Raw genomic sequence first — 23,604 nt, forward strand, 5'->3', positions numbered from 1 at the left:
TGCGACTGATTTGTACGACGAATACCCACTACCTGTGGACAACTTTCGACGCCCGGTCGCGAATCCGGGCATGCTGGCACTCGCCGGCGGATGCGCGACCGACCGCACGACCCAGTACGCGACCGACCACCGCCGGCCACACGGGGACGTGCGAAGGCGTGCGAAGACGTACGGGGGACCAGTCATGCATCCAGTGGTGAAGCCCGCGCTCAGGCGGGGCTGGCGGGATCTGAACACCGTGCAGTTCGGGATGACGCCGGCGCATGCGCTGACGCTCGGCCCGGTGGACACGGCGACGGGCAGCTTCCTCGAACTGCTCAACGGCACCCGCGGGCCGGCACTCCTGCGCGAGGAGGGTCGCCGCATGGACCTGCCGGAGGGGCATGTGGACCAGGTGGTGGAACGGCTGGCGCGAGCCGGGCTTCTCGACGACTCGCGCGGCGGTGGGCCGGAGGCCGAGGCCCTGCGGGAGAAGAAGGAGGTACTCGACCGGCTCCGCCCCGATCTGGCCTCACTGTCCTTGACGACCTCGGCGCCGGGGGATGCGATCAGGCACCTGGTCGCCCGGCGTGCCCTGCGGGTGCGGGTGAAGGGTGCGGGCCGGGTGGGTGCGGTGTTGTCCTGCCTGTTGTCGGGCGCGGGCGTCGGCGAGATCGATGTGCGCGACGGCGGACGCGTCGAGCCGTGGGACGTGGCCCCCGGCGGGCTGCCCGCCGAGGCCGTCGGCGATCGTCGGGACGAGTCGGCCCGCCGCGTCGTCCGCCGGGCCGCCCCCGGTCGGCCGTCGCGCCGCCGTCCCACGACTCCGCCGGACGAGGGCGACCCGGGCTTCTCCCTGGTGGTCGTCGCCCCGCGCGACGACGTCGCGGTGCACGCACCCGACCCGGCCACCGCGGAACCCCTGATGGCTTCCGGCACGCCCCATTTGTACGTCGGTGTCGTGGAGGGGACCGGCGTCGTCGGCCCCCTCGTCCTGCCCGGCGAGACGGGGTGTGCGGGTTGTCTGCACGCGGACCGCACCGACCGCGACCCGGCCTGGCCGCGCCTGGTGGCGCAGTGGCGCTCCGGCGGGCAGCGCCAGGTACGGCCCTGCGACCTCACGCTGGCCACGGCCGTCGCCGGGCTGGCGGCAGCCCACGCGCTCGCCTTCCTGGACGGCCGGACGCCCTCGAGCGTCGGTGAGCGCTGGGAGGTCTCGCTGCCCGGTCTGCGGTGGCGGACGCGGACGGTCCGGGCACATCCCGCGTGCCCGTGCGGAGCCGCCGCGAAGGGTGAGCCGGAACACACCCCCGAGGATGGGGATCGGCGCGCGACAATGGCTGGGCAATGGCCATCAGCAGAAGTTCGCCGTGAGGCAGTGACGGCGCGGTCGGCTGGGACTTGGAGGGCGCATGTCTGATCTTCCGCGCAAGGCGGTCACCCGGACCGCCAAGCTCGCCGCGCTCCCGCTCGGCTTCGCCGGGCGGGCGACCTGGGGGCTCGGCAAGCGGATTGTGGGTGAGTCCGCGGAGATCGTCGGCCAGCAGCTGCAGCAGCGGACCGCTGAGCAGCTGTTCAAGGTGCTCGGTGAGCTCAAGGGTGGGGCGATGAAGTTCGGCCAGGCCCTGTCCGTCTTCGAGTCGGCGCTGCCCGAGGAGGTCGCCGGCCCCTATCGGGCGGCGCTGACCAAGCTGCAGGAGGCGGCACCGCCGATGCCGACGCGCACGGTGCACTCCGTGCTCGCGGAGCGGCTCGGAGAGGACTGGCACGACCTGTTCCTGGAGTTCGAGGACAAACCCGCCGCGGCCGCCTCGATCGGCCAGGTGCACCGGGGCGTGTGGCACGACGGCCGCGAGGTGGCCGTCAAGGTGCAGTATCCGGGCGCCGGCGAGGCGCTGCTGTCCGACCTGAACCAGCTGAGCCGCTTCGCCCGCCTGCTGGGCCCGCTGGTTCCCGGCATGGACGTCAAGCCGTTGATCACGGAGCTCAAGGACCGGGTCTCGGAGGAGTTGGACTACGCCCTGGAGGCACAGGCCCAGCAGACCCACGCCGAGGAGTTCGCGGACGACCCGGACATCGTGGTGCCGGACGTCGTCCACCAGTGCGAACAGGTGCTGATCACCGAGTGGATCGACGGCATCCAGATGTCGGAGATCATCACGGACGGCACGCCGGAGCAGCGTGACCGGGCCGGCCAGCTTTTGGCCCACTTCCTGTTCTCGGGCCCGGCCCGCACCGGCCTCCTGCACGCCGACCCGCATCCCGGCAACTTCCGTCTACTGCCCGGCGGGCCGGACGGTGACGACGACTGGCGCCTGGGCGTCCTGGACTTCGGCACGGTCGACCGCCTTCCGGGTGGCCTGCCCGAGCCCATCGGGGCGGCCCTGCGCATGACGCTGGACGGCGAGGCGGAGGCCGTCTACGAGATGCTCTGCGCGGAAGGCTTCGTCAAGGAGTCGATAGAGCTGGACCCGGACGCCGTCCTCGACTACCTTCTGCCGATCATCGAGCCGGCCCGGGTCGACACGTTCACCTTCACCCGTGGCTGGATGCGCAGCCAGGCGGCCCGGATCGCCGACCCTCGCTCCCCCGCGTACCAACTCGCCAAGCAGCTCAACCTGCCGCCGGCCTACCTCCTGATCCACCGCGTGACGTTGAGCACCATCGGCGTGCTGTGTCAGCTGGGGGCGACGGTGCGGCTTCGCGATGAGCTGGAGGAGTGGCTGGCGGGGTTCCTCCCCGAGGAAGAAGCAGATGAGGCGGACGAAGTAGAGGAAGTGGTGGCCGAGGCCTGAGCCGCCGCCGGTGAACGCCCTGTGGGGGTCGGTCCGTTCGGCCGGACCGGCCCCCACAGGAAGAGCTTCGCCCCCCGAACCGGAGGGCCACCGCTTCGGGTGTGCTCGGTTACTGCATGACCGCCATGGCGAGCGCACGCCGGGCACGCATCGAAGCGCGCTCGGCCCGGCGCTGCATCCGGCGAGCGGTCGCCAGGCGCAGGGCCCGGCGTTCCCGCTCCGCCTCTTGCAGGCGGTCGTGCATATGCGCACGTGCCAGGGCTTCTGGGATGAGTTGCATCTCTCGGTTCCTGTTCTGACGCGAGTCCTTCGCGCCGCTGGTGGTGAAGTCTTCAGGCGCGGTGCCTGCGATGTCGTGGGCGGACGGCTTCATCGGGGCCTGCTTCTCGGGGTCGTGCGTGAGGGGACGGTCGATCGTTCCTGTGATGTTCATGCCGAGACCGGGTTCTTGCGCGGGCGACCACGGGGCCGCTTCCGGGCGACGACGACACCCTGGACGAACAGCTCGCCACCCCAGACGCCCCAGGGCTCACGCCGCTCCTTGGCCCCCGCGAGGCAGGCCTCGATGAGCGGGCAGGTGCGGCAGAGGGACTTGGCGTACTCGACGTCCGCCGGCGACTCCGCGAAGAAGACCTCCGGGTCGTAGGAACGGCAGGGGACGGGCACGCCGAGGTTCTCGATGGCGTCGTCGAGCACGGTGAGCGCGGTGAGCGCGGTGAGCGGGGTGAGCGGGGTCAAGGTGGAGTCCTCCGTGGAGCCGGGCTTGGGGATCGTGTCGGAAGGCGGTACGGACGGGGCGTGCGCTTCGAGTTGCACGGGTGGTCTTCCTCGTCTGGTCGTTCCGGCCGGTTGGCCGGGTGGCGGCGTGGTACCGGGTTCTTTTCTTGTCCCGAGGCTCCTTCTTGCTGTCGTCCCCGTTCGGGGAAAACAGAAGGGCCGCGGATCCCGGATGGGGTTCCGCGGCCCTGAAGGCGCCGGCCTGATCGGCGATCAGGCTGGATCACTCCAGGGTTCTGGCCCACGGAAGGCCCACATCAGGTGGTGCTGCGTCGTCTGCTTCCGGAATCCGGCACTGGGCGCGGTAAAGGCATAGGCCTTGGCCTGCGCCGCTACTGCTGCTTCCAGTGCCTTGGTCGGTCGCTCATTGCGCCCACGGACGGGAAGGCCCGCGGGGGCAACGGAGGCGGCGGCCGGACGCACGGCACGAATGCCGGACAGACCGGTGCCCGGGTTGGAAACGCCGAGCATGCACAGGGAGACGGCCGAGCGATCGGTCACTTTGGTGGTGGTGCTGAAGTTGATGCTGATCACTGGGCTCGCCTCCTCTCGGCGTCTCGGGGGACTGGGACGAACCAGTCCGCGGATATGTAAGTACAACACGGATTCAGGGCCTCTGGAAGGCCGCCGTTCCCGTGACCAAGAACCTATGGGGATTCCTGGGGCATGCGCAAACTATTTTTTCGACGAGTTCGTATCAGCCGTCCTCGTCAAGCCCCTCGGCGCTCCGGCCTGCGCAGATGGCCAGGACCTCGGCTCCGTAGCGGTTGAGCTTGCGAGCCCCGACCCCCGGGATACGCGCGAGCTCGCGCTCGTCGTCCGGGACGGACTCGGCGATCGCCATCAGTGTCTTGTCGGTGAAGACGCAGAACGCCGGCTGCCCGCTGCGCCCCGCCTGGATCGCACGCCACTCGCGCAGCCGCGCGTAGACGCCCTCGTCCATGTCGGAGGGGCAGCCCTCGCAGCGCATCAGCTTCATCTCGCCGGCGTCGGTGAGCGTGCGGCCGCAGACCCGGCAGCGGGCCGGGGTCCGCTGTGTCCGTCTGGGGACGGCGGCCGCGGTGCCGACGCTCCCGAAACCGCGCTCGACACCCCCGCTCCCGCCCGCGGTCGTTGGCCCGCCCACAGCGCCCGACCCTGGCCTCAGCCCCCTCAGGAAGCGGCTGGGACGGCGGCTCGGCCGGCCACCTGGCGCACGGGCGAGCGACCAGGACAGGTGCAGACGTTCGCGCGCACGGGTGACACCGACGTACAGGAGACGGCGCTCCTCCTCGATCTGTTCGTCGGTCTTTGCGTAGGCGATCGGCATCATGCCCTCGGCGACGCCCACCAGGAAGACGACGTCCCACTCCAGGCCCTTGGCCGAGTGCAGTGAGGCGAGGGTGACGCCCTGCACGGTCGGGGCGTGCTGGGCATTCGCCCTCTCGTCGAGCTCCGCGACGAGGTCACCGAGGGTGGCGCCCGGACTCGCGGCGGCGAAGTCCCGGGCGAGGTTGACCAGGGCGGCCAGTGATTCCCAGCGCTCCCGGACGGCGCCGGAGCCGGCCGGGGGCTGCGAGGTCCACCCCTCCCCCGACAGCACCGCTCGCACCTGGGAGGGCAGGTCGACGGCGTCGTCGAGAAGGGAGTCGTTGCCGCCGAAGCGCGCCGCGGCCCGCAGGGAGCTGTTGGCCTTGCGTACTTCCGGGCGGTCGAAGAAGCGCTCCGCGCCGCGCAGCTGGTAGGGAACGCCGACGTCGGCGAGAGCCTGCTCGTAGGTCTCGGACTGGGAGTTGGTCCGGAACAGGATCGCGATCTCCGCGGCCGGAACGCCCGAGTCGATGAGCTCTCGGATGCGGCGGGCGGCACCTTCGGCCTCGGCCGGTTCGTCGGTGTACTCGGTGTACGCGGGCTCGGGGCCTGCGGGCCGCTGGGAGACCAGCTCCAGACGGTGCTCGGCGGCCCGGCCACGGGCCTGGGCGAGCAGGCCGTTGGCGAGGTGGACGACCTGCGGGGTGGATCGGTAGTCGCGGACCAGCTTGACGACGGTGGCGCCAGGATGGCGCATGCGGAAGTCGAGCAGATGGTCGGGGGTTGCTCCCGTGAACGAATAGATCGTCTGGCTGGCGTCACCGACCACGCACAGGTCGTCCCGGTCGCCGAGCCACAGCTCCAGCAGGCGTTGCTGGAGGGGGCTGACGTCCTGGTACTCGTCGACCACGAAGTGCTGGTACTGGGCGCGGACCTGTGCGGCGACGTCCTGCCGGTCCTGGAGGACGGCCACCGTCAGCAGCAGCACGTCCTCGAAGTCGATCACACCGCGCCCGCGCTTGATGTCCTCGTAGGCGGAGTAGAGCTGGGCGATCTCGGCCGGGTGGCGGGGCGCCTCGCGGCCGGCCTCGGCCGCCGCGAGGGCGTAGTCGGCGGGGACGGTCTGGGTGACCTTGGACCACTCGATCTCGGCGGTGACGTCGCGCAGCTCGCCCCGGTCGAGGCGGATGCGGCAGGCGGCGGCCGCGTCGGCGACGAGCTGGATCTTGCGGTCGACGAGCCTGGGCAGGGAGCCGCCGATCGCTTTCGGCCAGAAGTACTGGAGTTGGCGCAGGGCAGCCGAGTGGAACGTGCGAGCCTGTACGCCGCCGGCGCCGAGCTGGCGCAGCCGCCCCCGCATCTCCCCGGCGGCGCGGTTGGTGAAGGTGACGGCGAGCACGCTGGACGGTTGCAGGACCCCGGCCCGCACCCCGTACGCGATGCGGTGGGTGATCGCCCGGGTCTTGCCCGTACCCGCGCCCGCCAGCACGCACACCGGACCGCGCAGGGCGGTCGCCACCTCGCGCTGCTCGGGGTCGAGCCCGTCGAGCACCGCATCGGCCGAGTCCGGTACCTGCGGGAAGAGGGTGGAGTGCGTTGCTGCTGTCACACCGCCATGCTGCCAGGTCGTGGGAGACAGGTGAGTCGGTTGTCCACAGGCACGCACCGATAGTCGTATCAATGCGACAAGCGTCACGCGCCGGGAATGGTGGCACCGCCGCAGACGTTCCCCAGCTGCGACCTCATCCCCGAGCCGCCGAAGGAGCGCGATAGACATGCCGGGCACTGTGACGATGTACAGCACCACGTGGTGCGGCTACTGCCGTCGGCTGAAGAGCCAGATGGACCGCGAGGGCATCGCGTACACCGAGATCAACATCGAGCAGGATCCGGAGTCCGCCGCGTTCGTGGAGAAGGCGAACGGCGGAAACCAGACGGTGCCGACCGTGCTCTTCCCGGACGGCTCGACCCTGACGAACCCGTCGCTGGCACAGGTGAAGCAGAAGGTCGGCGCGTAAGCGGGCGGCCGACAGAACGGTGTGCAAAGGGGTGGTCCTCCCACAGGGGAGGGCCACCCCTTTGTGTCGTCGGCCTCAGACGAAGCCCCGCGTGGGCAGGGGCTTGCCGTACCAGAGCTCGATGAGGCGAGCCGCGATCGAGATGCCGTAGGGCGGAAGCACCTCGCCGGAATCAAAGGCGGCGCCCAGTTCGTCGCGGGAGAACCAGCGGGCCTCGTGGATCTCGTCGCCGTCGACGTTGATCTCGGTGGAGGTGGCGCGGGCCGTGAAGCCCAGCATGAGGCTGGACGGGAAGGGCCAGGGCTGGCTGGCGACGTACTCGACCGGGCCGACGGTGATGCCGACCTCTTCGTGCACCTCACGGCGCACCGACTGCTCGATGGACTCGCCGGGCTCCACGAAACCGGCGAGCGTCGAGAAGCGGCCCTCCGGCCAGTGGACCTGGCGGCCGAGCAGGATGCGGTCGTCGGCATCGGTGACGGCCATGATCACCGCGGGGTCGGTGCGCGGATAGTGCTCGGCGCCGCAGGCGGGGCAACGGCGGATATGGCCCGCGGCGGCGATGACGGTGCGCTCGCCGCAGCGGGAGCAGAACCGGTGCAGACGCTGCCAGTTCTCCAGGGCCACCGCGTGCACCATCAGGCCCGCGTCGCGGGGCGACAGCAGCAGGCCGGCCTCGCGCAGACCCGCCGGGCGCGCGGACTGGTCCATGCGGCCGGGCAGGGAGTCCTTCTGGAGGGCGAAGTAGCTGACGCCGTCCTCGTCGGTCCCCAGGAAGTAGCGGTGCGCCTCGGTGAGGGGGGCCTCGAAGGAGGGGGTCATGACGAGTTCGGTGCGCCCGTCGGGCGTCTCGTCGATGAGCGCCTGACCACCGGAGACCACGAAGCAGCGCGTCGAGGGGTGGCTCCACGCCGCCGCGAGCCAGGCCTCGTCGAGGCGGTGGTGGGCGGCGCGGTCGATACCGCTCGGAGCGGTGAGCGAGATGGGACGGTCGGCGGTGTGGTCGGTCCAGATGGTCACGGGTGCTTCCAACTCCCCCGGTGAGCGGTTCTTTTCGGCAGGCGGTTTCAGCGGGTCGTACGACGGGTGGCGATCGGGTCCGGGAGAGTTCGGCCGTGCGCGGCGGCCCTTCCAGTGTGCCGCGCGCGCGAGGCCGGTCCCGACCCGGTCCGCGCTGAGCGCTCAGGGCGCATGACGCCAGTATTCCGCCAGGTCACCCCACAGGTGGGCGGAGGTTTCGACGCCCTTGAGGAGCAGGTCCAGCTCCACCTTCTCGTCGGGGGCGTGCCAGCCGTCGGACGGGACGGAGATGCCGAGGAAGAGCACCGGCGCGCCGAGGACCTCCTGGAGGTCGGCGGCCGGTCCGGAGCCGCCTTCACGGGTGAAGCGGACCGGTTTCCCGAAGGCGCGCCCCATGGCTCGGACCACCGATTGCAGCGCCGGGTTGTCCAGCGGTGTCAGGCAGGGGCGCGTGGCCGCGCCGAAGGTGATCTCGCAGCGGATGCCGACGGGCACCTGCTCGGCGGCCCAGGCGCGGACGGCCTTCTCGACGTCGTCGGGATCCTGGCCCGCGACCAGCCGGAAGGAGAGCTTCACCATGGCGGACGACGGGATGATCGTCTTGCTGCCCGGGCCCTGGTATCCGCCGCCGATGCCGTTGACCTCGGCGGTGGGGCGGGCCCAGATCCGCTCCAGCGTGGTGTGTCCGGCCTCACCGTGGGCTGCGTACGACTTGGCCGTGCGCAGCCACTGCCGCTCGTCGAAGGGCAGCTCGGCGAAGAGCTCGCGTTCGTGGTCGGTGAGTTCGGTCACTCCGTCGTAGAAGCCCGGGATGGCCACGCGCGCGTGCTCGTCGTGCAGGGCGGCGACGAGGCGGGCGACGGCCGTGGCCGGGTTGGGGACCGCGCCGCCGAAGGAGCCCGAGTGGATGTCCTGGTCGGGTCCGTGCAGCTGGATCTCGCACTCGGCGAGGCCGCGCATGCCGGTGCAGACCGTGGGGGTGTCCTCGGACCACATGCCGGTGTCGGAGACGATCACCGCGTCGGCGGTGAGCCGCTCGGCGCGCTCCTCCACGAGGGCGCGGAAGTGCGGGGAGCCGGACTCCTCCTCACCCTCGATCAGCAGCTTGAGATGCACCGCCGGGGCGGTACGGCCGGTGGCGGCGAGGTGGGCGCGGACGCCGAGTGTGTGGAAGAACACCTGCCCCTTGTCGTCGGCCGCACCGCGTCCGTAGAGGCGGTTCTCTCGGACGACGGGCTCGAACGGCTCACTGTGCCAGCCGTCCTCGCGGGCCGCCGGCTGCACGTCGTGGTGGCCGTAGACGAGGACCGTCGGTGCTTCCGGGTCGTCGGAGGGCCACTCGGCGAAGACGGCCGGGGCGCCCGGCGTCGGCCAGACCTCGGCGGTCGGGAAACCGGTCTCCTTCAGCTTGGTGGCGAGCCAGTCGGCACTGCGGCGTACATCGTTCGCGTGCTCCGGCTGCGCCGACACGGACGGGATGCGCAGCCAGTCGACGAGGTCGTCGAGGAAGCCGGCGCGGTGCTGCTCGATGTACGTACGGACAGCGCTGACAGCATTGTCAACGGGGTGGCTCATGCTCACGAGCCTAGCGGCCCGCACGGGCACCCTGATCGTGCGCTTCGTCACCGACCGGCTCGGCCAGCAGCAGACTCTCCAGCGCGGCACGGCCCGGCAGCCCGTCGGGCCGTACGACCTCGCCGGTGCGTACGTACAGGAACGCGGCCGTCACCGACTCCAGTGGTACGTCCTGCTGCTCTGCCCAGGCCAGGCGGTAGAGCGCGAGCTGGAGCGGGTCCCCGGTGGCGGCCCGACCGGTCTTCCAGTCGACGATCTCGTACGTGGCCGTCCGGCCGTCGCCCTCCTTGTAGACGGCGTCGATGCGACCTCGTACGACTCGGCCGCCGAGCGAGAGCTGGAACGGCGCTTCGACGCGGTAAGGGGTGCGCCGGGCGTACTCGGTGCGCTCGAAGGCGTTCTTGAGGAACTCCAGATCGCGCTCGTCGGCGATCTCGGCGTCACCGCCGGGCAGCTCCTCCGGTTCCAGCAGGGGCAGCGTCAGCGGTTCGAAGCGGGCTTCCACCCAGGCGTGGAAACGGGTGCCGCGGCGGGCGGCGGGCTGGGGCGGGCGGGGCATGGGCCGGGCCAGCTCCTGCGCGAAGCCGTCGGGGTCGGCGGCCAGGCTCAGCAGTTGGGAGGCGGTCAGCGACGCCGGAAGACGCACCTCGGTCACGCTCTCGCGGGCGCGTAGGAGCTCGCCGGCGAGCACGTCCAGGTCGCGGTCCCAGGAGGCGACCGTGCGGGCCTCCTCCGGGGTCAGGCGAGCGGCCACGGGTTCCTGGGAGGCGGGCACCGGTTCGGGCGACCGTGGTTGAGGGTGGACGCCGACGGTGCCGCCGGGCTGTCCGGGAGGGGTCGCCTGGTGCGGGATCGTGGGGCGGCGGCCCGTCGGGGGCGTGGTGGGGCGATCCGTGGCAGGCATGGCGGGCCCGTCCGCCTGTGGCGTGGCGGGCCCCTCCGTCTGCGGCGTGGCGGGCCGGTCCGTGGTCCAGGAGTCCCAGTCGGCGGGGTCCTCGGCCCGGTCGGGGGCCTCTTCCGCCAGGAGTGCCTCGTCGTCCTCGCGGGTCGGCGGCCAGTCCGGGTCGTCGTAGGTGTCGTCCGGGTCGTGTGTGGCAGCGGGGTGGCCGTCCTCCTGGGCGGCGAGGCTGTCCAGGTGGGCCAGAACCGTCTCGGCGGCGGCCCGGCGGCGGGCGAGGGCCTCGTCGTCCAGGGGCAGGGGCCAGGCCTGGTCGCCGGTCGCCTGGTGCAGGGCCGGGTTCTCCTCGTCCTCGGCGGGTTCGTCCGCCCAGGCCTCGATCTCGCCGTATCCGGCGGCGCAGTGCTCGTACAGGGCCGTGAGGAAGTCGGACGGTCCGCGGGGCTTCTTCTGGCTCGGGCCCCACCAGTGGCCGGAGCCCAGCAGCAGGGAGCGGGGGCGAGTGAAGGCGACGTAGCCGAGGCGGAGTTCCTCGGTGTGCTGGTGGTCCTTCATCGCCTCGTGGAAGGCTTTGAGGCCACGGGAGTCCCAGGAGTCGACGTCGGGCAGGGTGTCGGCGTCGCCGCGCAGGCGGTGCGGCAGCACCTTGCCCTGGGCCGTCCACTTCTCTCGGCCCTGACCGCTGGGGAAGGTGCCGGTGACCAGCCCGGGTACGGCGACGACGTCCCACTCCAGGCCCTTGGACTTGTGCGCGGTGAGCACCTTGACGGTGTTCTCGCCGCCGGGCAGGGCGTTGTCGAGGCCCTTCTCGTACTGGGCGGCGGTGCGCAGGAAGCCGAGGAAGGCGAGCAGGGTGGCCTCGCCGTCGCTCGCGGCGAAGGACGCGGCGACGTCGAGGAAGTTCGAGAGGGTCTCGCGGCGCCGGGCAGCCAGGGCGTGCGGGGACGCCGACAGCTCGACCTCGAGGCCGGTGACGGCGAGGACGCGGTGCAGGACGTCCATGAGCGGGTCGGACAGGGCTCGGCGCAGGTCGCGCAGTTCGGCGGCCAGCCGGGCGAACCGGACGCGCGCGTCCGGTGAGAAGGGCAGTCCGTCGTCGTCCCCGGAACCGTCCAGCGGTGTCTCCAGGAAGGTGTCGAGGGCGTCCGCGAGCGATATCACCTCGGACGGGTCGACACCCTCGACGGCCTCGGCGAGCCGCCGGTCGGGGTCCTCGTCGCCGCCCACGCGCGCGTGGGCCACCAGGAGCCGGGCCCGGCGTCCGAGCAGGGCGAGATCGCGCGGGCCGATGCGCCAACGCGGGCCGGTGAGCAGGCGGACCAGGGAGGCGTTGGCGCCGGGGTCCTGGAGGACCTCGCAGACGGCGACCAGGTCGGCCACCTCGGGCAGGTGCAGCAGGCCGGAGAGGCCCACGACCTCGACGGGGACGTCGCGGGCCACCAGCGCGCCCTGGATCCCGGCGAAGTCGGTCGCCGTGCGGCACAGGACGGCGATCTCACCGGGCGCCTTGCCGGTGTGCACGAGGTGGGCGACGGAGTCGGCGATCCAGTCGATCTCCTCGGCGTGGGTGCGCAGCAGTGCGCAGCGGACCACGCCGTCGCGTTCGGCGCCGGGGGCCGGCCGCAGGGCCTCCACGCCCGCGTGCATGGCGCGCAGCGGCTCGGCGAGGCCGTTGGCGAGGTCGAGGAGGCGGCCGCCGCTGCGGCGGTTCTCGCTGAGCGCCTGCCGGGTGGCGGGGCGGCCGTCCGCGCGGGCGAAGTGCTCGGGGAAGTCGTCGAGGTTGGCGACGGAGGCACCGCGCCAGCCGTAGATCGCCTGGCAGGGGTCGCCCACCGCGGTCACGGGGTGCCCGGTGCCACCGCCGAACAGGCCAGCCAGGAGGATGCGCTGGGCCACCGAGGTGTCCTGGTACTCGTCGAGCAGGACGACCCGGAACTCGTCGCGCAGGACGCGGCCCACCTCGGGAAGCCCGGCGAGCCGTGCGGACAGGGCGATCTGGTCGCCGAAGTCGAGCAGGTCCCGTTCGCGTTTGGCGGCCCGGTAGCGGATCACCAGGTCGGCGAGTTCGCGGCGCGCGGCGGCGGCCTCGGGGACCTTGCGCAGATCGGCGTTGCCGAGCTTGACGCTCTGCAGGGAGTCCAGGAGGTCGGCGTCCCAGCCGCGCAGTTCCTCGGGGCCTACGAGGTGCTCGGCGAGCTCGGCGTCGAGTGCGAGGAGGTCGCTGACCAGATCGGCGAAGGAGCGGGTGAGCGCCGGGTAGGGCCCGGGGGCCTCGCGCAGGACCCGCGCGGCGAGCTGGTAGCGGGAGGCGTCGGCGAGGAGACGGGAGGTCGGCTCCAGCCCGAGACGCAGACCGTGGTCGGTCAGGAGGCGGCCCGCGAAGGCGTGGTACGTCGAGATCAGCGGTTCACCCGGCGGGTTGTCCGGGTCGATCACGTCCGGATCGGTGACGCCGGCCCTGACGAGCGCCTTGCGGACGCGTTCGGCGAGCTCGCCGGCCGCCTTGTTGGTGAAGGTGAGACCGAGGACCTGTTCCGGGGCCACCTGGCCGGTGCCGACCAGCCACACCACGCGCGCCGCCATCACCGTCGTCTTGCCCGACCCGGCTCCGGCCACGATCACCTGCGGGGCGGGCGGCGCGACGATGCACGCCGTCTGCTCCGGCGTGAAGGGGATGCCGAGGAGCTCCTTGAGCTGATCGGGATCGGTGAGATGGGCAGGCACGTCAAAGAGGCTAGCGGCGGGCACCGACAGCGGGTGCCGGGTCGCCTTCGGGATCAGGGAAAGCGCAGGTCAGCGCCTGTGGTGCGTCTCATCACACCGGTTCCCCGGCTCCCGTGGTCCCGCTGGAGCGACTCACTCCACGACGTGCCGGCCCTCGGGCCGCGCGCTGCACGACGCCCGGAAGGCGCAGTGGGTGCAGTGCTGGCCGGCGGTCGGGGTGAACCGTTCGTCGAGGACCTTGCCGGCGGCCGTGGCCAGCAGGTCCCCGACCCACTCGCCCGCCGCCCCCTCCAGGGACTCCTGCGCCTGCACCTTGGGGAGTGTCTCGCCGCCGTCCCGCTTGGGCGCGCCCTGGCGCAGCTGGACGAGTTCGGCGCCGCCCGGTTCGGGGCGTACGCCGTCGAAGGCCTCGTCGACGGCGCCCTCGCGCACGGCGAGCTGGTAGACGGCGAGCTGGGGGTGGCGGGCCACCTCGGCGGAGGTGGGCGCCTGTTTGCCGGTCTTGAAGTCGACGACGTAGGCGCGGCCGTCGGCGTCGGCCTCGACGCGGTCCATCTGGCCGCGGATGCGCACCTCGTAGTCGCCGGCCTCCAGGGTCACGTCGAAGTCGTGCTCACTCGCCACCGGTGTGCGCCCGGCGCGGTCCATGACGTGCCACTTCAGGAAGCGTTCGAGCGCCACGCGCGCGTTGGCCTTCTCCTGCGCCGACTTCCACGGCGCGTCGAACGCGAGCGCGTTCCACACGGATTCCAGACGCTCCATGAGAACGGCGAGGTCGGCCGGGGTGTGCCCGGAGGCCACCTCGTCGGCGAGGACGTGCACCACGTTGCCGAAGCCCTGGGCGGCGGTCGCGGGCGCGTCGGCCTTCACCTCGCGGCCCAGGAACCACTGCAGGGCGCACGTGTTGGCCAGCTGGTCCAAGGCGCTGCCGGAGAGCGTGACGGGCCGGTCGCGGTCGCGCAACGGCACCTTGCTCTCGGTCGGGTCCCACATGCCCCACCAGCGGTAGGGATGCGCGGACGGCACCAGTGGGCGGCCGTCCTCGTCGGCGAGGGCGGCGAGGCGTGCCAGGCGGCGGGCGGCGGCCTCCCTCAGGGGCTCGGAGACGCGGGGGTCGACCGTGGTGGCGCGCAGCTCGGCGACGAGTGCCGCGACGGCGAGGGGGCGGCGCGGTCGGCCCGTGACGTCGACGGGTTCGACGCCGAGTTCGGTCAGGAACCGGGAGGGCTGGTCACCGTCGTCGGCCGGTGCCTTCACGGCGGTCACGACGAGCCGTTCACGCGCGCGTGTGGCGGCCACGTAGAACAGGCGGCGCTCCTCCGCGAGCAGTGCTCCCGGCGTGAGGGGTTCGGCGAGTCCGTCCCGGCCGATGCGGTCGGCCTCCAGCAGGGAGCCGCGGCGGCGCAGGTCCGGCCACAGGCCCTCCTGGACGCCCGCCACGACGACCAGCCGCCATTCCAGCCCCTTCGAGCGGTGCGCGGTCATCAGGCGGACGGCGTCGGGGCGTACGGCACGCCGCGTGAGGGTGTCGGCGGCGATGTCCTCGGCGTCGATCTCCTCCAGGAAGTTCAGGGCGCCCCGGCCGCCGGTGCGCTCCTCCGCGCGGGCGGCCGTCGCGAACAGCGCGCACACGGCGTCGAGGTCGCGGTCGGCGTTGCGTCCGGCCGCGCCGCCGCGCCGGGCGGACCGTTCCAGGCGGGTGGGCCACGGGGTGCCCTCCCACAGGTCCCACAGCGCCTCCTCGGCGCTGCCGCCGCCCGCCAGGCGCTCGCGGGCCCTGCGGAGCAGCGCGCCGAGCCGCTGGGCGCCACGCGCGTACGCGGGATCGTGCACCGCCAGCCGCTCCGGCTCGGCCAGCGCCCGCGCGAGCAGTTCGTCCGAGGGCGGCGGCAGGGGGTTGCCGGCGGCGCGCTCCTCTTCACGCAGGGCGCGGCCGAGGCGGCGCAGGTCGGCGGCGTCCATGCCGGCGAGGGGTGAGGTGAGGAGGGTGAGAGCGGTGTCGGTGGGGAGCCAGCACGCTTCCACCGCGGGGTCGGCACCTTCGCCGGACGACGGCCCCACCGTCGTCCCGGTGATTCCCTCGTCCACGGCTGTCTTCGTCGCCGTACCGGCATCTGCCCCCGACCGCTCTCCGGCCGCCGCCTCCGCCTCCGCGACGGCCCGCAGTGCCGTCAGCAAGGGCGCCACCGCCGGCTCGTGGCGCAGGGGGAGCTCGTCGCCGTCGATGTCCAGGGGGACGCCGGCCGCGGTGAGGACGCGGCGGACCGTGGGGATGGTGCGGGAGCCGGCGCGCACCAGGACGGCCATGTCGCCCCAGGGGACGCCGTCCTCCAGGTGGGCCCGGCGCAGGATGTCGGCGATGTTGTCCGTCTCGGTACCGGACGTCGGGTACGTGTACACCTCCACGCGCCCCCCGTCCCGTACCGGGGCGAGTTCGCGATGGGCGCGGACCTTGTCGGCGGGGAGCCTGGTCAGCGGCATGCGCCGGGTCAGCAGCCGGGTCGCGGCCAGAAGGGCGGCCCCGGATCGGCGCGAGGTGCGCAGGACCTCGACCGGCGCCGGGCGGCCGTCCGCACGCGGGAAGGCGGTCGGGAAATCGAGGATGCCGTTCACGTCCGCGCCACGGAAGGCGTAGATCGACTGGTCGGGGTCGCCGAAGGCGACGAGGGTGCGCCCGGTGCCCGCGAGGGCGTGCAGCAGCCGTACCTGGGCCGGGTCGGTGTCCTGGTACTCGTCGACGTATACCGCGTCGTACTGAGTGGCCAGGTGCGCGGCGACCTCGGGGCGGCGGGCGAGGAGCACCGCGCGGTGGACCAGTTCCGCGTAGTCGAGCACGCCCTGCAGGTCGAGCACGTCGAGGTACTCGGCGAGGAAGACGGCGGCGGCCCCCCAGTCCGGGCGGCCGATGCGCCGGGCGAAGGCCCCCAGGGCGTCCGGGCCGAGACCCAGTTCGCGGCTGCGGGCGAGCACCGCGCGGACCTCGTCGGCGAAGCCCCGGGTGGTCAGGCAGGCCCGCAGTTCGTCGGGCCAGCGCACATGGGCCAGGCCCAGCCGCTCCAGGTCGACCTGGCCGGCGAGCAGCTCGCGTACCGTCACGTCCTGCTCCGGGCCGGAGAGCAGCCGCAGGGGCTCCACGAACAGATCGCTGTCCTGGTGGGCGCGGACCAAGGCGTAACCGAAGGAGTGAAAGGTCGTTGCCCGGGGAGCACGCGCGGCACCCATGCGCAGCGCCATCCGGTCGCGCAGCTCGACGGCCGCCTTGCGGCTGAAGGTCAGCACCAGGATCCGCTCGGGGTCGCCGCCGCGGGCGATCCGGTCCGCCACGGACTCGACCAGCGTGGTCGTCTTGCCGGTGCCCGGGCCTGCCAGGACGAGCAGCGGCCCGGTCCCGTGGTCAACCACGGCGCGCTGTGCGGCGTCCAGACGAGGGGGATCCATGCGCTCCGGCGGGGTACGCACCAACCGGTAAGCGCCACGGCTCCCCCGTCGCACCTGGGGGTGCGACGGGTGTCCGATGGAGGAAGAGGAGCTCACGTGGTTCGCCGGTCCTGGTGGGTGTGCTGGTGGGCCGTCCGCGCTGCGGGTACGGCGGTGGCCGCGGGATGAGGGCGACGCGCGCGGCCGACGCTACGCCGGTGAACGAGACGGAAGCAGGGCTTCCCCTTCTTCCCTCCGGTCGCTCGTGGCACGCGAGTCTCCCGCTCCCCGAACGTACGCCATGTCACAGGCATGCCCGCATCGTCCCGTTTCGCTCGTTTCGCTCATACGGATCACAGGCCACACGTCGGTCGGTCCGATGCCGGAAGCTGTCAGGTGTGACCCTGTGCGCGTTCGCCGCCGTCCCACCGCGCCCGCCTCAGGTCGAGGCGCGGCAGGTGGTCCTCCGCGGCTCTGCTCGCCTCCCTCAGGGGCGTGCCCTCCTCCCGGTAGCGGCCGAGCGCCTCGAGTTCGTGCCCCGCGAGCAGCACTCCGTCCGCGCGGACGACACGCCACCACGGCACGCCTCCCCCGTAGAGGGACATCACCCGCCCGACCTGACGAGGTCCCCCCTCCTCCAGGTACTCGGCGACGTCCCCGTACGTCATGACGCGGCCCGGTGGAATCAACTCGGTCACCTCGAGTACTCGCTCGGCGTACTCGGGCAGCGCGTCCGCGTACCCCGGGCGGGCGTCGTCCGGAAGGCTCTGCTCGCTCATCCGTCCCATCCTGCCCCACCCCACCGACAACGCGACGCGCTCCCGGCGGTGTGCGTCCCTCGCCCGGGAGCGGCGCTTCGGGCAGACTGTGCGGCCCGCACGGGCACCCTGATGCCTCCGCAGGCCGACACGGCATGCCACCATCGTGCGGGCGGTGACCAGTGATACGAGAGCAAGAAGAGGCGATGAAGCAGCAGGGTGTGCACCCCGAGGACGGCGAGGGCACCTCTGACTCTTCGTCGCGCCCGGGCACCGCGGCCGGAAGCGACGAGAAGCGCGGCGAGCGCGCGGCAGGAGGCAGGTCGGCGACGGCCGCCGACCCCGACGACGTGGCACACATCGACGAGGTGGTGGGCGACGAACCGCTGCTCCCCGCGCGCGTGCACCGTCCGTCGGACCTGATGCGGCTCCTGGTGGGCGTGCTCGCCGTCGGTGTGCTGCTCGCCGTCGCCGCCTTCGCGCACGGCACCACCTCGGGCCTCGAACAGGACATCACCAAGGGCACCGGGCAGGCGCCCGACCTGCTGATCAAGATCGCGGGTCTGGCCTCCAGCATCGCGATCCTCCTGGTGCCGGTCGCGTTCGCGATCGAGCGGCTGGTCAAACGGGACGGGCTGCGGATCGCCGACGGCGTGCTGGCGGCGGTCCTCGCGCACGGTGTGACCCTCGCCACCGACCTGTGGGTCGCCAAGGCCGCCCCCGGCTCCATCCAGGAGGCGCTCACCCAGCCGTCACCGGGGGACGTCCACGCCCTCACCGATCCTGTGCACGGCTACCTGGCGCCGGTCATCGCGTATATGACGGCCGTCGGCATGTCCCGCAGACCCCGCTGGCGCGCGGTGCTGTGGATCGTGCTGCTCCTCGATGCCTTCTCGATGCTCGTCACCGGCTACACGACGCCGTTCTCGATCATTCTGACGGTCCTCATCGGCTGGACCGTGGCCTACGGAACGCTGTACGCGGTCGGCTCCCCGAACGTCCGTCCGACCGGTCGGACGCTGATGGCGGGCCTGCGGACCGTGGGCTTCCACCCGGTGACCGCGGTCCGCGAGGAGGTGCCGTCGGACAGCGCCGAGACCGGTGACCGCGGCCGGCGCTACTTCGTCACGCTGGAGGACGGCCGGCCGCTGGACGTGACGGTGGTGGACCGGGAGCAGCAGGCCCAGGGCTTCTTCTACCGCGCGTGGCGCAATCTGACGCTGCGCGGCTTCGCCACCCGCAGCAGCCTCCCGTCGCTGCGGCAGGCCCTGGAGCAGGAGGCGCTGCTCGCCTACGCGGCGATCGCGGCGGGTGCCAACGCCCCCAAGCTGATCGCGACGTCCGAACTGGGCCCCGACGCCGTGATGCTCGTCTACGAGCACACCGGCGGGCGCACCCTCGACTCGTTGTCGGACGAGGAGATCACCGACGAACTGCTGCGCGACGCCTGGGAGCAGGTGCGGGCTCTGCAGTCCCGCCGCATCGCGCACCGCAGGCTGGTGGGCGACGCCATCCTGGTGGATCGTTCCGGCACGGTGATCCTCACCGATCTGCGCATCGGCGAGATCGCCGCCGGGGACCTGCTGCTGCGCATGGACGTCTCCCAGCTTCTGGTGACGCTCGGCCTGCGGGTGGGTGCCGAACGCGCGGTCGCCTCGGCGGTGGGCGTGCTCGGCCCCGACGCCGTGGCGGACTGCCTCCCGATGCTCCAGCCCATCGCGCTCAGCCGCTCCACGCGCGCGACCCTGCGCAGGCTGGCCCGGGAACGGGCCCAGCGCGAGCGGGAGGCGGTCCTGGAGTCGTCCCGGCAGGCCAAGCTGGCCCGCGCGGAGGCGGCCGAGGCCGACGACCACGGTCCGGTATCCGAGGAGCACGAGAAGCCCAGGCCGGGGAAACCCGGAAAGGCCGACAAGAAGGCCGTGCGCGCGGAGCAGCGGGCCGAGAAACGGGCCGTGGACGAGGCCCTCGAGGGCGCGCGCGAGGAGGACCTGCTCACGCAGATCCGGTACGCCGTACTGCGGATCAGGCCGCAGGCACCCGTCGAGCCGGCCCGCCTGGAGCGCATCCGGCCGCGCACGCTGATCAGCTTCATCGCCGGTGCGATCGGCGCGTACTTCCTGCTGACCCAGCTCACCCACATCGAGTTCGGTCCGCTGATCGAGAACGCCGAGTGGGGATGGGTCGCCGCGGCCGTGCTGTTCTCGGCGGCGAGCTACGTCGCGGCGGCGATGGCCCTGCTGGGATTCGTACCGGAGCGGGTGCCGTTCGTCCGGACCGTGGCCGCGCAGGTCGCCGGGTCGTTCGTGAAGATCGTCGCCCCCGCGGCGGTCGGCGGTGTCGCCCTGAACACGCGGTTCCTGCAGCGTGCGGGAGTGCGGCCGGGGCTCGCGGTGGCGAGTGTCGGCGCGTCGCAGTTGTTCGGGCTCGGCTGTCACATCCTGATGCTGCTGTCCTTCGGCTACCTGACCGGCACCGAGAAGACGCCGTCGTTGTCGCCGTCCCGGACGGTCATCGCGGGTCTGCTGACGGTGGCGGTGCTCGTGCTCGTGGTGACCTCGGTACCGTTCCTGCGGAAATTCGTCGCCACGCGCGTGCGGTCGCTCTTCGCCGGAGTCGTGCCGCGCATGCTGGACGTGCTGCAACGACCGCAGAAGCTGATCACCGGCATCGGCGGCATGCTGCTGCTCACCGCCTGCTTCGTGATGTGCCTGGACGCCTCGATCAGGGCCTTCGGAGACGAGTCGACGTCGATCAGCCTGGCGAGCGTCGCCGTGGTCTTCCTCGCGGGCAACGCACTGGGATCCGCCGCTCCGACGCCGGGCGGTGTGGGCGCGGTGGAGGCCACCCTGACGGTCGGCCTGATCGCCGTGGGCCTGCCCAAGGAGGTCGCCGCACCCGCGGTACTGCTGTTCCGGCTGCTCACGCTGTGGCTGCCGGTACTGCCGGGCTGGCTGGCCTTCAACCACCTGTCGCGGAAAGAGGCGCTGTAGCGACCCCGGAGTCCGAAAGCCCGCCCGAGCCGGTCCGTGGGCCCGCCCCCTACCTCGTACGGCCCCTGCCCCGAGCGCACGGCCCCGCGCGACCGCACGATGGACGCATGCCGAACCCCTTCCGGCTGCACGCCGCCGCTCTCACCGCCACCGCCGTAGTGCTGTCCGCCCTGCTGTGGGGCTGCGGCGGCGACTCCCCGGAAGACGAGGACCTGCCGGACCAGAAGCTCAGCTGGAAGGACTGCCCGGCACCGTCCGAGGCCGAGGGGGGCGGCACCGCCCCGTCCCCGCTGCCGGACGGTGCCGCGTGGCAGTGCGCCACCATGAGGGCACCCCTCGACTGGGACGACCCGAAGGGTGACACGATCGACCTCGCGCTGATCCGGGCCAGGGCGAGCGGCGATGCGGACCGGCGGATCGGTTCGCTGGTCTTCAACTTCGGCGGCCCGGGCGGATCGGGTGTCACCACGCTGCCCGCCTTCGGCCAGGACTACGACAACCTGCGCACCCGCTACGACCTGGTCAGCTTCGACCCGCGCGGTGTCGGCCGCAGTGCCCCCGTGGAGTGCCTGGACGACAAACAGCTCGACACCTACTTCCAGCAGGACGCGACCCCTGACGACGCAGCCGAGCGCACCGAGTTGCTGGACAACACGGAGAAGTTCAACGCGGCCTGCGAGAAGAACTCGAAGAAGGTGCTGCCGCACGTGGCCACGACCGACGCCGCCCGCGACATGGACCTGCTGCGCCAGGTCCTCGGCGACGACAAGCTGCACTACTTCGGTATCTCCTACGGCACCGAACTCGGCGGCGTCTACGCCCACCTTTTCCCGAAGACGGTGGGCCGCGCCGTCTTCGACGCGGTCGTCGACCCGACCCAGAGCTCGGAACAGGGGTCGTTGGGCCAGGCCAAGGGCTTCCAGCTCGCACTCGACAACTACGCCGAGGACTGCGTGTCGAAGGTCGAGGACTGCCCCGTCGGCGACAGCGCCCAGGACGTCAAGGACCGCATCGCCCGGCTGCTGAAGGACCTCGACCGCAAACCGATCCCGGGCGTCTTCCCCCGCGAACTCACCCAGACCGCCGCGACCAGTGGCATCGCGCAGGCGCTGTACTCGAAGGACTTCTGGGAGTACCTCACCGAAGGGCTGGACCAGGCGTACGCCGGGGACGGCAGAGTTCTGATGGTGCTCTCGGACTCGTTGAACGGGCGCAACGAGAACGGTGAGTACAGCAACATCACCGCGGCCAACGTCGCCATCAACTGCGCCGACGACAAGCCGCGGTACGACTCGGCGTACGTGGAACGCAGGCTGCCCGAGTTCCGGAAGGCGTCCGCGCTGTTCGGCGACTACCTCGCCTGGTCCATGATCAGCTGCACCGACTGGCCGGTCGCCGGCGCTGCCGACCACCCCGACGTCAGCGCGCCCGGGGCGCCGCCGATCCTGGTGATCGGCAACACCGGCGACCCGGCGACCCCCTACGAGGGCGCGGGACGGATGGCGGACGCGCTGGGGAAGGGCGTCGGTGTGGAACTGACCTACAAGGGCCAGGGGCACGGTGCCTATGACAGCAAGAACAAGTGCGTGCGGGACGCGGTGGACGGCTACCTGCTGGATGGGAGGGTGCCGGCCGCCGGGACCGTCTGCTCCTGACCCCCACAGCACCAAAGCTCGGACAAAACCGCAGGTCGAGACGTTATCCACAGGGCACAGCGGGCGTTGCGTGATCCGCCTACCATGGCATGACCGCCATCCGCCGCACGGCGCGGACGGCTTGCGAGGGGGGAGAGCACATGACGCGGCTCGGACGGTGGGCGGCTCTGACGGCCGCCGCCGCACTACTGACGGCGGGCTGCAGCAGCGGCTCGTCCGACGACGGCAAGGGCGACGGGGGTGAGAGCAGCACGCGACCGTCGGCGGCGGCACCCTCCGGAGTGCCCGCGTCGCTGGCCTCCCAGACGCTGGACTGGGGCCGTTGCAAGGGCACCGCGGACTCCCCCGCACCGGACGGCGACTGGCAGTGCGCCACGCTCGAGGCGCCGCTGGACTGGGCCGAGCCGGACGGCGAGACGATCGACCTCGCGCTGATCCGGGCGAAGGCCACCGGGGACGAGCGCATCGGCTCCCTGTTGTTCAACTTCGGCGGCCCCGGCGGCTCGGGCGTGTCCACGATGCCGTCCTACGCGGACACCGTCTCCTCCCTGCACAAGCGGTACGACCTGGTCAGCTGGGACCCGCGCGGGGTGGCGGCCAGCGAGGGCGTCCGCTGCCGCGGCGACCAGGCGATCGGGGACGCCGAGTCGGTGGACTCCACGCCGGACACCGCGGCCGAGGAACAGGCGTACCTGAAGGACGCCGCCGACTTCGGGAACGGCTGCGCGAAGGCTGCCGGCAAGCTGATGGCCCATGTCTCGACCACGGACACCGCCCGCGACATGGACCTGATGCGGCACGTGCTCGGCGACGAGAAGATGCACTACTTCGGCATCTCGTACGGCACGGAACTCGGCGGTGTCTACGCGCACCTGTTCCCGAAGCACGTGGGGCGCGTGATCCTCGACGCGGTCGTGGACCCGAGCGCCGACACGATGGGGCATGCCGAGAACCAGGCGAGGGGCTTCCAGCGCGCGCTGGACGACTATCTGGAATCCACCGGGCAGGAACCGGAGCAGGGCACACGGAAGATCGCCGACATGCTGGAGCGGCTCGACGCGGAGCCGCTGCCGACGTCGTCGGCGGGTCGGAAGCTGACGCAGACGCTCGCGCTCACCGGCATCGTGCTGCCCCTGTACAGCAAGGACGGCTGGCCGGCCCTGACCAGCGCGCTCGCCGCGGCCGAGGACGGCGACGGCACGGAGCTGCTGGCGCTCGCCGACGGCTACAACGAGCGTGACTCCTCGGGGCGCTACGGCACGGCGACCCACTCCCAGCGGGTCATATCGTGCCTGGACGACAAGCAGCGGCCGACCCTCGAGGAGACGAAGAAGCTGCTGCCGAGGTTCGAGCAGATCTCGCCCGTGTTCGGCGCCTTCCTCGGCTGGGACACGGCGGGCTGGTGTCACGCCTGGCCGGTGCCCGGACAGCACGAGAACCCGGAGGTGAGCGCGTCCGGCGCGGCTCCGATCCTGGTGGTCGGCAACACCGGCGACCCGGCCACGCCCTACGAGGGCGCCCGCAGGATGGCGGACGAGCTGGGCAAAGGGGTCGGAGTGGTGCTCACCTGGAAGGGCGAGGGGCACGGAGCGTACGGGAGCGGGAGCGACTGTGTCGACTCGGCGGTCGACGCCTATCTGCTGAGGGGCGCGGTGCCGAAGGACGGCAAGGTCTGCTCATGACGGCGGCGGGGGCTTCGGGCACCTGC

At 72.1% G+C, this 23,604-nt stretch carries 15 protein-coding genes; 6 read left to right on the forward strand and 9 right to left on the reverse strand.

Annotated features, from left to right (window positions below; all coding sequences use genetic code 11):
- Positions 1–184 precede the first annotated feature (184 nt).
- Complete coding sequence (locus tag RM812_RS15985) at positions 185–1,399, forward strand: TOMM precursor leader peptide-binding protein (protein WP_311573216.1); 1,215 nt, start codon at positions 185–187, stop codon at positions 1,397–1,399.
- Positions 1,392–2,774, forward strand: coding sequence for an ABC1 kinase family protein (locus RM812_RS15990; protein ID WP_311573217.1), 1,383 nt, complete (start codon positions 1,392–1,394; stop codon positions 2,772–2,774). Before RM812_RS15985 ends, RM812_RS15990 begins: the two co-directional genes overlap by 8 nt.
- Before the next feature lie 109 nt (positions 2,775–2,883).
- Here the strand turns inward: RM812_RS15990 and RM812_RS15995 are convergent, their stop codons facing one another.
- The 4 genes from RM812_RS15995 to RM812_RS16010 form a co-directional block, all read right to left on the reverse strand.
- Positions 2,884–3,207 (reverse strand): hypothetical protein, encoded by a 324-nt coding sequence (locus RM812_RS15995; protein WP_311573218.1) that lies wholly within the window; start codon positions 3,205–3,207, stop codon positions 2,884–2,886.
- The gene (locus RM812_RS16000) at positions 3,204–3,590 is read right to left on the reverse strand and encodes a WhiB family transcriptional regulator (RefSeq protein WP_311573219.1); all 387 of its coding nucleotides are present in this window, start codon (positions 3,588–3,590) and stop codon (positions 3,204–3,206) included. Before RM812_RS16000 ends, RM812_RS15995 begins: the two co-directional genes overlap by 4 nt.
- A 174-nt stretch (positions 3,591–3,764) precedes the next feature.
- On the reverse strand, positions 3,765–4,085 hold the full coding sequence (locus RM812_RS16005; protein ID WP_311573220.1) for a hypothetical protein: 321 nt from the start codon (positions 4,083–4,085) through the stop codon (positions 3,765–3,767).
- A gap of 163 nt (positions 4,086–4,248) precedes the next feature.
- Complete coding sequence (locus RM812_RS16010; RefSeq protein ID WP_394816457.1) at positions 4,249–6,450, reverse strand: ATP-dependent DNA helicase UvrD2; 2,202 nt, start codon at positions 6,448–6,450, stop codon at positions 4,249–4,251.
- Positions 6,451–6,616: 166 nt separating this feature from the next.
- On the opposite strand from RM812_RS16010, the gene RM812_RS16015 reads away from it, so the two are divergent.
- A complete protein-coding gene (locus tag RM812_RS16015; protein ID WP_055417962.1) occupies positions 6,617–6,859 on the forward strand; it encodes a mycoredoxin in 243 nt (80 codons plus the stop codon).
- 75 nt (positions 6,860–6,934) lie between these two features.
- Here the strand turns inward: RM812_RS16015 and nudC are convergent, their stop codons facing one another.
- The 5 genes from nudC to RM812_RS16040 all read right to left on the reverse strand — a co-directional run bounded on the left by nudC (position 6,935) and on the right by RM812_RS16040 (position 17,272).
- Positions 6,935–7,879 carry an NAD(+) diphosphatase gene (gene nudC / locus RM812_RS16020; RefSeq protein WP_311573221.1) on the reverse strand — a complete coding sequence of 315 codons (945 nt, stop codon included), beginning with the start codon at positions 7,877–7,879 and terminating at the stop codon, positions 6,935–6,937.
- Between the two features lie 162 nt (positions 7,880–8,041).
- Positions 8,042–9,454: a dipeptidase gene (locus RM812_RS16025; protein ID WP_311573222.1), complete on the reverse strand. Its 1,413-nt coding sequence runs from the start codon at positions 9,452–9,454 to the stop codon at positions 8,042–8,044.
- A gap of 10 nt (positions 9,455–9,464) precedes the next feature.
- Positions 9,465–13,076 carry a UvrD-helicase domain-containing protein gene (locus RM812_RS16030; protein WP_311573223.1) on the reverse strand — a complete coding sequence of 1,204 codons (3,612 nt, stop codon included), beginning with the start codon at positions 13,074–13,076 and terminating at the stop codon, positions 9,465–9,467.
- A gap of 132 nt (positions 13,077–13,208) precedes the next feature.
- Positions 13,209–16,610: an ATP-dependent helicase gene (locus tag RM812_RS16035; RefSeq protein WP_311573224.1), complete on the reverse strand. Its 3,402-nt coding sequence runs from the start codon at positions 16,608–16,610 to the stop codon at positions 13,209–13,211.
- 275 nt (positions 16,611–16,885) lie between these two features.
- The gene (locus tag RM812_RS16040) at positions 16,886–17,272 is read right to left on the reverse strand and encodes an MGMT family protein (RefSeq protein ID WP_311573225.1); all 387 of its coding nucleotides are present in this window, start codon (positions 17,270–17,272) and stop codon (positions 16,886–16,888) included.
- A gap of 185 nt (positions 17,273–17,457) precedes the next feature.
- Between RM812_RS16040 and RM812_RS16045 the strand changes: the two genes are divergently transcribed.
- From RM812_RS16045 to RM812_RS16055, 3 genes are all read left to right on the forward strand, one after another.
- Positions 17,458–20,241: a lysylphosphatidylglycerol synthase transmembrane domain-containing protein gene (locus RM812_RS16045; protein WP_311573226.1), complete on the forward strand. Its 2,784-nt coding sequence runs from the start codon at positions 17,458–17,460 to the stop codon at positions 20,239–20,241.
- A gap of 107 nt (positions 20,242–20,348) precedes the next feature.
- Positions 20,349–21,896 carry an alpha/beta hydrolase gene (locus RM812_RS16050; protein WP_311573227.1) on the forward strand — a complete coding sequence of 516 codons (1,548 nt, stop codon included), beginning with the start codon at positions 20,349–20,351 and terminating at the stop codon, positions 21,894–21,896.
- Between the two features lie 140 nt (positions 21,897–22,036).
- Positions 22,037–23,578, forward strand: coding sequence for an alpha/beta hydrolase (locus tag RM812_RS16055; protein ID WP_311573228.1), 1,542 nt, complete (start codon positions 22,037–22,039; stop codon positions 23,576–23,578).
- Positions 23,579–23,604: the final 26 nt, after the last annotated feature.

It is taken from the genome of Streptomyces lancefieldiae, from assembly GCF_031845825.1.
In the GTDB taxonomy this organism is placed as follows: domain Bacteria; phylum Actinomycetota; class Actinomycetes; order Streptomycetales; family Streptomycetaceae; genus Streptomyces; species Streptomyces lancefieldiae.

What these genes read in the sequence shown, in the direction of transcription:
- RM812_RS16050 (WP_311573227.1), top strand. Translation starts at nt 20,349, where the DNA reads ATGCCGAACCCCTTCCGGCTGCACGCCGCCGCTCTCACCGCCACCGCC.
- RM812_RS16045 (WP_311573226.1), top strand. Translation starts at nt 17,458, where the DNA reads ATGAAGCAGCAGGGTGTGCACCCCGAGGACGGCGAGGGCACCTCTGAC.
- RM812_RS16055 (WP_311573228.1), top strand. Translation starts at nt 22,037, where the DNA reads ATGACGCGGCTCGGACGGTGGGCGGCTCTGACGGCCGCCGCCGCACTA.
- RM812_RS15995 (WP_311573218.1), bottom strand. Translation starts at nt 3,207, where the DNA reads ATGAACATCACAGGAACGATCGACCGTCCCCTCACGCACGACCCCGAG.
- RM812_RS16015 (WP_055417962.1), top strand. Translation starts at nt 6,617, where the DNA reads ATGCCGGGCACTGTGACGATGTACAGCACCACGTGGTGCGGCTACTGC.
- RM812_RS16040 (WP_311573225.1), bottom strand. Translation starts at nt 17,272, where the DNA reads ATGAGCGAGCAGAGCCTTCCGGACGACGCCCGCCCGGGGTACGCGGAC.
- RM812_RS15985 (WP_311573216.1), top strand. Translation starts at nt 185, where the DNA reads ATGCATCCAGTGGTGAAGCCCGCGCTCAGGCGGGGCTGGCGGGATCTG.
- RM812_RS15990 (WP_311573217.1), top strand. Translation starts at nt 1,392, where the DNA reads ATGTCTGATCTTCCGCGCAAGGCGGTCACCCGGACCGCCAAGCTCGCC.
- RM812_RS16025 (WP_311573222.1), bottom strand. Translation starts at nt 9,454, where the DNA reads ATGAGCCACCCCGTTGACAATGCTGTCAGCGCTGTCCGTACGTACATC.